We start from the raw sequence: 8,778 nt of genomic DNA, 5'->3' as shown, positions 1-8,778 counted from the left end.
GGTTCTGTGGGCGCCGCAGATCAAATGGGAGCGAGCTTGCTCGCGATGAGGCCGGCCCAGGCACTGTAGATCCCTACCGCAAGCCATCCCGGAATTGCCCCGGCGTCATCCCGGTCCAGCGCTTGAAGGCGCGGCTGAAGCTGCTGGTATCAGCAAAGCCCAGCAGATAACTGACCTCGCTCAACGAGCACTGCGGATCGCGCAGGTGCAGCAACGCCAGGTTTTCCCGGCACTCATTGAGCAGCGCGTCGAAGCGGCAGCCTTCGTCGGCCAGGTGTCGCTGCAGGCTGCGCAGACTCAGGTGCATGGTCTGGGCGATGTGTTCGGCGCTGGGTTCGCCTTCGGGCAGTTGTGCTTCGATGGCGGCGCGGACCTTGCGCTCCCAGGTCAACGGCTGGAGCTGGGCGAGGGTGCGCTTGAGCACGGTTTCGTTGTGTTCGGCCAGCTCCGGGTTGGCGTCGTCCAGGTGACTATCGAAATCGACGAGGCTGAACTCCAGGCAGTCGTGTCCGGCACCGAAGTGCACCGGTGAGCGGAACACTTTATGCCAAGGGGCGGGGTCTGCCGGCTCCGGTCGTCGCAGATAAACCGCCAGCGGGGCGTAATCGCGGCCGAGGCGGTTACGGCAGGTGCGCACGTAAATCGCGGCGAACGCGTCGATGGCTTCCAGGGCCGGCGCCGGACGTCCCGCCGGTACGTCGAGACTGAAGCGGTAGCGATCCTCGCCACGGCTCAGTTGCAGGGTCAGCGCATCGCTGACCACCGGGTGATAACGCACGATCCGCTCGAACACTTCCCGCAGGCTGCCGCTGGCTACCAGGGCATAACCCAGCGCATGAAAGGTGGTGGGGCTGACAAAGCGCGACACACGCAGGCCGATCGCCGGATCACCGCTGGCCTGTACCGCCAGCGCCCACAGGCGCGTGGTGGCCGAGAGCGGGTAACGGGCGTTCGGGTCATCCATCCATTGTGGGTCCAGGCCCGCCTCCAGGCACAAGGCATGGCTGTCCAGGCCCAGTGCATCGAGCTGTTTGCGCAGGGCGCGGGTCCAGCTGGCGAGGGAGGTGGGTTCCGTCATGGCAATTGGCGCTTGCGGTCAACAGGTTGGCGTCTGCGGCTATCACCCTGTGAGGCAAGGCCCGGCAGGATTAGCTCATCGATAACAGAGGATTAAGCCATGCACGGCACTTGCGCAAGCCCCGAGCGATTGAATGCACAGCAGCGCTCCGCCCATATTCGCCAGGTGGTCCTGGCCCGGGGCGAAGAATTGCGCGAGCGCTATCCGATCCTGCGGCATCAGGATGCGCTGGGCGCGGGCATCCTGGCGTTCGCCCTGGCGGGGATGACCGGCTCGGCGCTGCTCTACATCAACGGCTATCTGGCCGGCTGGGCGTGCCTGCTGCTCAACGCCTTTTTTGCGTCCCTGACCCACGAGCTGGAACACGACCTGATCCACAGTATGTATTTTCGCAAGCAGCGCGTGCCGCACAACCTGATGATGGGCCTGGTCTGGCTGGCGCGGCCGAGTACCATCAATCCGTGGATTCGCCGCCACCTGCACCTCAATCATCACAAGGTTTCCGGCAGCGAGGCGGACCTGGAGGAGCGCGCAATCACCAACGGCGAGCCGTGGGGATTGGCGCGCTTGCTGATGGTTGGCGACAACGTGATGTCGGCGTTCATTCGCCTGCTGCGAGCCAGGACCTGGGCACACAAGCGCAGCATCCTCAAGCGCACGCTGAAGGTGTATTTCCCGTTGGCGCTGTTGCATTGGGGCGCGTGGTACGTGTTTCTCGGTTTCCATGGCGCCAACGCGGTTGCCGGGCTGCTCGGCACTTCCATCGACTGGTCGACGAGCACTCTGGCAACCTTGCACGTCATCGACATCGCGGCGGTGGTGATCATCGGCCCGAATGTACTGCGCACCTTTTGCCTGCACTTCGTCAGCTCGAACATGCATTACTACGGCGACGTCGAGCCAGGCAACGTCATCCAGCAGACCCAGGTGTTGAACCCTTGGTGGCTGTGGCCGTTGCAGGCATTCTGTTTCAATTTCGGCAGCAGCCACGGCATCCATCATTTCGTGGTGAAGGAGCCGTTCTACATTCGCCAGATGACGGTGCCGGTGGCGCACAAGGTGATGCGGGAGATGGGCGTGCGCTTCAATGATTTCGGCACGTTTGGGCGGGCGAATCGGTTTTCAGCCGAGGAAGGGGTAGCTAGGGAAGAAGCGAAGGCGATCCAGGCTTAAGGACAAGAACAAGCCTATGTGGCGGGGGAGCTTGCTCCCGCTGGGCTGCGTAGCAGCCCCAGATCTAGCGGTCGCTACGCACTGGAGCGCCAGCCCGGCCGAGCGGGAGCAAGCCCCCCCGCCACAGAGAATGAATCAAGGCAGAAAACGGGTCAGAACTGATAACTCACCGTAGCCGCCACGTTGCGCTCTTCGCCCATGTAGCAATAGCTCAGGCTGGCGCACGAAGCGATGTAGGTCTCGTTAGTCAGGTTGTTCGCGTTCAGGCGCACATCCACGCCCTTCAAGCCGACCTTGCCCAGGTCATACCCCACCGAGGCATCGAACAGCGTGTACGACGGCACCTTCATGGTGTTTTCTGCGTCGGCCCAGCTGTAGCCGACATAGCGCACGCCGCCGCCCAGCCGCAGGCCGTCGAGCGTGCCGCTGTCGAATTTGTAATCGGCCCACACCGACGCCATGTGGCGCGGGGCCTGGGTCGGAGAGTTGCCTTTGTTTTCGATGATGTCGGTGGGTGTGCTCAAGGTGCTGACCATCGATTTCGAGTATTCGATATCGGTGAAGGTGTAGCTGCCCAGCACCTTGAACTGCTCGGTCAACTGCAGGTGCGCTTCCAGTTCCAGGCCTTGGGAGCGCACAGCGCCAACGGCGCGGTAGAAGTTTTCCTGGGGCAGCTTGGTCGCCAGGTTCTCCTGGTCGATGCGGAACAGCGAGGCAGTGTACAAGTCGTCGGTGCCCGGCGGCTGGTACTTCAGGCCCAGTTCCCACTGCTTGCCGTCGGTGGGCGGCAGCGGGTTGCCGGCGCTGTCGGCGTAGGAGTTGGGGTTGAATGACTCGGAGTAGCTGATGTACGGCGCCAGGCCGTTGTCGAACAGGTACAGCGCCCCGACCCGACCGGTGAGTTTGGTGCGCTTGTCGTTGATCTCGGTGCCTTCCGGGCGACCGAATTCGGCGATGCGGTTCTCGTCCGAAGTCTCGACCCAATCCTGGCGCAGGCCCAGGGAGAAGCGCCACTTGTCCATTTCGATCAGGTCTTGCAGATAGACGCCGGTCTGCTCCAGGCGCCGCAGGTAGCTGGTGGGGCTGAAGTAGCTGATCGCCGAGTTGCCATAGACCGGGTCGAAGGCGTTGATCGGCGCGAGGCTGCCGCTGGTCCAGTCGACCACGGTCTTGCGCCGCTGGTAGTCGGCGCCCATCAGCACGGTGTGTTTGGTGGCGCCGGTGAAGAATTCCGCCTGGAGCATGTTATCGACGATGAAGGCGTGGAGCTTTTCTTCAGCGCCGGTGTAATAGCGGTTCAGCTCGTTGCTGGTCGGCGTGGTCCAGTCGTAGGCATAGACCTGGTCGTTGCTGACGTCAGAATCCAGGTAGCGGAAGTTCTGCCGGGCGGTGAAGACGTCGTTGAAACGGTGTTCGAACTGATAGCCGAACGACTGCTGGTCACGTTCGTAGCCGTCGACGCCAGGCTCGCCTTCGAAGAAGTTCTCCGAAATCCGCCGGCCGTTGCGCTTGTGCAAGGTGCCGTTCGCCGGCATGCCGCCGTGGTAACCGCCGTCGGGGTCATGCTGCAGGTAGGCTTGCAAAGTCAGCGAGGTATCTTCGCTGAAGTCGATGCTCACCGTGGGCGCGAGGGCGAAGCGCTTTTCCTTGTTGTGGTCGAATTGCGTGTCGGACGTATCGGCCAGGCCGACCAGGCGGTAGGCGATGCGCTTGTCGTCATCCACCGGGCCGCTGAAGTCGAAGCCCATGCCGCGCTGGCCTTGGGTACCGACCGTGGCCTGGATCTGGTGATAGGCCTCGTACAGCGGTTTCTTGCTGGTGAGCGCCACCAAGCCACCCGGCGAGCTACGGCCATAGAGCACCGAGGACGGGCCCTTGAGAATGTCGACCCGCTCGAGGAAATACGGATCGACCTGAATCGAACTGTAGGTGCCGCTGTCACCCATCGACTTCAGACCGTCCAGGTAGATGTTGTCCACCGAGCCATCGTTGAAGCCGCGCATCGCCACGTAGTCGTAGCGGTGGGTCGCGCCATAGGGATTGGTCAGCACGCCGGGGGTGTAGCGCATGGCCTGGGACACGGTCTGCGCGCCCTGGTCGTCCATTTGCTCGCGCGTGACCACCGATACGCTTTGCGATGTTTCCCGCAGGGCGGTACTGGTCTTGGTCGCCACCTGGCTGTGGGTGGCGTTGTAGCCTTCCATGCTGCCGAGGGCGTTACCCAGGGCGAAGCCTTTGACGTCGGTGGTCGGCAACGCCAACGTGCTGTCGGGGGCCGTGGTTTGCAGCACATAGCTGCCGCCATCCTGACTGACGGCGACCAGCCCGGAGCCGCTGAGCAAGTGCTGCAGGGCCTGGTCCGCCGAGTATTCGCCTTTCAGGCCTGGGGACTGGACGCCGCTGGTTTGCGCGGGGGTGCTTGCCAGAGTGATGCCGGCCTGGCGGGCAAACTGGTTGAGTACCTCGCTCAATGGGCCGGCGGCTATGTTGTAGCTCTGGCGGCCGGCGATCGCGCCATCCTGCGCCGCGACAGCGGACATCGGTAGGGCGCCGACACCGAGCGCGGTGCTCAACAGCGCGGCGCGGATGGCCTGGCGCAGCGGGCCGGTGGGCGAGGAACAGCCGAGGGAAGTCTGGAGAGTCACGCGCTCAGTCATTGTAGGTTTCCGTTGGAGTCGCTGGAGGCAGATAAGCGTTGCTTACTGTCCTAGCCGGACGCCCGCGCAAAACCCGCCAAAAAAAATCAGGCCGCACGCTCCACCGTGATCCACCAGCGGGTTCGGTAGTGTATTTGCACCGGGAGCGTGTGCGGCAGGACGGCCAGCAGCTTGTCGGTGTCTGCCAGGCGGAAGACGCCTGACAAGCGCAAATCGGCGATCGAGGCGGCGCATTTCAGATAGCCCCGACGGTAGCGTCCCACTTCGTTGAGGAAGTCTTCCAGGCGCATGTTGCGCGTGACGATCAAACCGTCCGCCCAGGCGCCGGCGTCCATGTCCAGGGGGGGCGCGAGCGTCGCGATGGAGGCGCTGATCAGGTAGCTCTGTCCAGCTTCCACCTGGATCGGGGCACCGTCGCTACCCACATGTGAGCGGATGGCGACGTGTCCGCTGGTGACACTCAGGCGCGTGCAGTCGTTGTCCTGGCGCACGACGAAGCGGCCCTCCAGCCCCTCGAACAAGGCGTGGCGGCTTTTTACCAGTAATGGGCGTCCGGGATCGCGGCCGCAGGTGAGCATGATTTCGCCGCGCGTCAACGTGATCAGGCGTTGCGAAGCCGTGTAGTCAAGGTCGGCCGCGCTGTTGGTATTGAGCTCCAGTCGCGTGCCGTCAGGCAGTTGGAAGCCACGTCGTTCGCCGGTGGCTGTGGCGAAATCGGCGCTCCACGGCTGCCAGCCCAGGTCCTTGCCCAGCCAGGCGGCGCAGCCCATCACCGCCACGCCGGACAACAGCTTCAGGGCCTGGCGCCGGCCGAGGCGCTGGGCGCTGGTCTCCAGGGTATCGAGGGCAGTCCGGGCGCCAGGTACCGCCCGCAGGCTGGAAGTCAGTTCGCTGTGCAGCGATTGCACCCGTTGCCACGCCAGTTCGTGGTCATGGTGAGCGATGCGCCAGGCCTCGCACTGTTGGCGCAGGGCCGGGTTGGCGGCATGGTTGCGCAGGCGCAGCAACCAATGGATCGCTTGCTTGACCACCTGCTGTGATGGGCCCCGGCCCGAAGGCTGGTCCATCGGTTCAATCTTCATAGCGCAGTACATAGCAGTGGTACAACGCGTCGGCAACGTAGCGTTCCACCGAGCGCAGGGAAATGCCCATCTGTTCGGCAATCTGCTTGTAGGTCAGGCCTTCGCACTGGGCCAGCAGGAACGCCTTGCGCACTTTGGGCTTGAGGCCTTCGAGCATCCGGGCGATGGCCTCCAGCAGCTCCAGGATCAATGCCTGGGCTTCAGCGCCGGGCGTTTGCGCCTCCGGCAGGTGCGCGATGGTCTCAAGGTAGGCGCGTTCGATTTCCTCTCGACGCCAATGGTCGATCACCAAGCCCTGGGCGATGGTGCGCAGAAAGGCGCGCGGGGCCTTGAGTTCCAGGCGTTCGGTGCGTTGCAGCAGGCGCACGAAGGTGTCCTGAGCCAGGTCCGCCGCATCGGCGGCATTGCCCAAGCGGTTGCGCAGCCATGCGTGGAGCCAGCCGTGATGGCTGCTGTAGAGCGCCTGTACTGCAAACTGGGGGGATGACATGAACGCGACGGCCTGGAGTCACAAATGATAATAGGTCGCATTGTCATCAGCGCGGATCAATTTTGCAACCACCATTCATTCGCCTGCGGGCGCCATGGCATGCCGACCTGCCGTTCCGTCGGACAATCGAACAGCGGCCTAATTTTTTGTAGGCATTGGCCGACAGAGTGATATAGGTGCACCAAAATGGAGCGGATCCAATATCGCGCCCCCCGGTTACATGGCAGTTGCACTCCACTACCTGCATAAGAAGCCCATCCATGAATCTGAAGTTCAGTCACAAAATCCTCCTGGCCGCCTCTGGTGTGGTGGTCCTGGCTTTTGCCCTGTTCACGCTCTACAACGATTATCTGCAGCGCAACACCATCGGTCGCAGCCTGGAGTCGTCCATCGAGCAATCCGGCGACCTGACGGCCAGCAGCGTCCAGAACTGGATGAGCGGCCGTGTGCTGGTGTTGGAGAACCTGGCGCAGAACATTGCGCACCAGGGCGCCGGGGCCGATTTGCCGGGGCTCGTCGACCAGCCGGCCTTGACCGCGAATTTCCAGTTCACCTATGTCGGCCAGAACACCGGCGTTTTCACTCAGCGGCCTGACGCCAAGATGCCCGACGGCTACGATCCGCGTCAGCGCCCCTGGTACAAGCAGGCGGTCGCGGCCGATAAAACCATGCTGACGCCACCCTACATGGCGGCCGTTGGCGGTCTGGTGGTGACCATTGCCCTGCCGGTCAGGCACAACGGTGAGCTGCTCGGCGTGGTGGGCGGTGACCTGAGTCTGGAAACCCTGGTGAAGATCATCAACTCGGTGGATTTCGGCGGCATCGGCCATGCATTCCTGGTCAGCGGCGACGGCCAGGTGATCGTCAGTCCGGACAAAGACCAGGTGATGAAAAACCTCAAGGACATCTACCCGGGCACGCCGGTGCGCATCGGCAAAGGCGTTCAGGAAGTCGAATTGAATGGGGAGGACCGCATCCTTTCGTTTACTCCGGTGGCAGGCTTGCCGAACGCCGAGTGGTATATCGGCCTGTCGATCGACAAGGCCAAGGCCTACGCGCCGCTGAGCCATTTCCGTACGTCTGCGTTGATTGCGATGTTCGTCGCGGTGGCGGCGATCGCGTTGCTGCTGAGCCTGCTGATCCAGGTCTTGATGCGTCCGTTGACCACCATGGGCCGCGCCATGCAGGACATTGCCCAGGGCGAAGGCGACCTGACCCGCCGTCTCGTCGTGCAGGGCAAGGATGAGTTCGCTGTGCTGGGTGGATCGTTCAACCAGTTCGTCGAGCGCATCCATGCATCGATCGCCGAAGTGTCTTCGGCCACGCGGCAGGTGCACGATTTGTCGCAACGGGTGATGACATCGTCCAACGCCTCGCTTGTCGGCTCGGATGAGCAGAGCGCCCGCACCAACAGCGTGGCCGCTGCGATCAACCAGTTGGGCGCCGCGACCCAGGAAATCGCGCGCAATGCCGCCGATGCTTCGCAACAGGCCAGCGGCGCCAGCGAGCAAGCCGACGACGGTCGCCAGGTGGTGGAAAAAACCATCCATGCGATGACCGAGCTGTCGCAGAAGATCAGTTTGTCGTGCACCCAGATCGAAACCCTGAACGCCAGCACCGACAACATCGGGCACATCCTCGATGTGATCAAGGGCATCTCCCAGCAAACCAACCTGCTGGCCTTGAACGCCGCCATCGAAGCGGCCCGTGCCGGTGAAGCCGGGCGCGGCTTCGCCGTAGTGGCCGATGAGGTGCGCAACCTGGCGCACCGCACGCAGGAATCGGCTGAAGAAATCCACAAAATGATCACATCGCTGCAGGTCGGTTCCCGTGAAGCGGTGACCACCATGAACGCCAGCCAGGCCTCCAGCGAAGAAAGCGTGGAAGTGGCCAACCAGGCCGGCCTGCGCCTGGTCAGCGTGACTCAGCGTATCGGTGAGATCGACGGCATGAACCAGTCGGTGGCTGCCGCGACCGAAGAACAGACCGCCGTGGTGGAAACCCTCAACATGGACGTCAGCCACATCAACCTGCTGAACCAGCAGAGCGTCGCCAACCTCAACGAAACGCTGAAGGATTGCGACGCCTTGTCCCAACAAGCCAATCGGCTGAAGCAACTGGTGGACAGCTTCAAGATCTGATTCAGCCGAACCAGCGCCATTGCGAGCAGCCTAAGCACGGCTCTCCATGGGATTACTTGTGGCGAGGGAGCTTGCTCCCGCTGGCCTGCGAAGCGGGCCCTGGCATTTCTCCAGGCGGACCGCAGCAGCCGGTTTGGCGACTGCTGCGCAGCCGAGC

6 protein-coding genes are annotated in these 8,778 nt (G+C 63.1%); 2 read left to right on the top strand and 4 right to left on the bottom strand.

The window, feature by feature from the left end; translation table 11 throughout:
• Positions 1-73 precede the first annotated feature (73 nt).
• Entirely contained in the window at positions 74-1,078 is a 1,005-nt protein-coding gene (locus ACE04F_RS22775) for an AraC family transcriptional regulator (RefSeq protein ID WP_486110024.1), read from the bottom strand.
• Positions 1,079-1,177: 99 nt separating this feature from the next.
• Here ACE04F_RS22775 and ACE04F_RS22770 point away from each other — a divergent pair, with 99 nt between their 5' ends.
• Positions 1,178-2,251 carry a fatty acid desaturase gene (locus ACE04F_RS22770; protein WP_486110023.1) on the top strand — a complete coding sequence of 358 codons (1,074 nt, stop codon included), beginning with the start codon at positions 1,178-1,180 and terminating at the stop codon, positions 2,249-2,251.
• Positions 2,252-2,403: 152 nt separating this feature from the next.
• Here the strand turns inward: ACE04F_RS22770 and ACE04F_RS22765 are convergent, their stop codons facing one another.
• The 3 genes from ACE04F_RS22765 to ACE04F_RS22755 all read right to left on the bottom strand — a co-directional run bounded on the left by ACE04F_RS22765 (position 2,404) and on the right by ACE04F_RS22755 (position 6,480).
• Complete coding sequence (locus ACE04F_RS22765; RefSeq protein ID WP_486110022.1) at positions 2,404-4,908, bottom strand: TonB-dependent siderophore receptor; 2,505 nt, start codon at positions 4,906-4,908, stop codon at positions 2,404-2,406.
• 86 nt (positions 4,909-4,994) lie between these two features.
• The gene (locus ACE04F_RS22760; protein WP_486110021.1) at positions 4,995-5,975 is read right to left on the bottom strand and encodes a FecR domain-containing protein; all 981 of its coding nucleotides are present in this window, start codon (positions 5,973-5,975) and stop codon (positions 4,995-4,997) included.
• Positions 5,976-5,979: 4 nt separating this feature from the next.
• Complete coding sequence (locus ACE04F_RS22755; protein ID WP_486110020.1) at positions 5,980-6,480, bottom strand: sigma-70 family RNA polymerase sigma factor; 501 nt, start codon at positions 6,478-6,480, stop codon at positions 5,980-5,982.
• 260 nt (positions 6,481-6,740) lie between these two features.
• Here ACE04F_RS22755 and ACE04F_RS22750 point away from each other — a divergent pair, with 260 nt between their 5' ends.
• The gene (locus ACE04F_RS22750) at positions 6,741-8,621 is read left to right on the top strand and encodes a methyl-accepting chemotaxis protein (RefSeq protein WP_486110019.1); all 1,881 of its coding nucleotides are present in this window, start codon (positions 6,741-6,743) and stop codon (positions 8,619-8,621) included.
• Positions 8,622-8,778: the final 157 nt, after the last annotated feature.

The sequence above is a fragment of the Pseudomonas sp. AGC41 genome, assembly GCF_057334555.1.
Note: the sequence above shows the minus strand (reverse complement) of the source record. Positions and strands in the feature narration are given on the sequence as shown.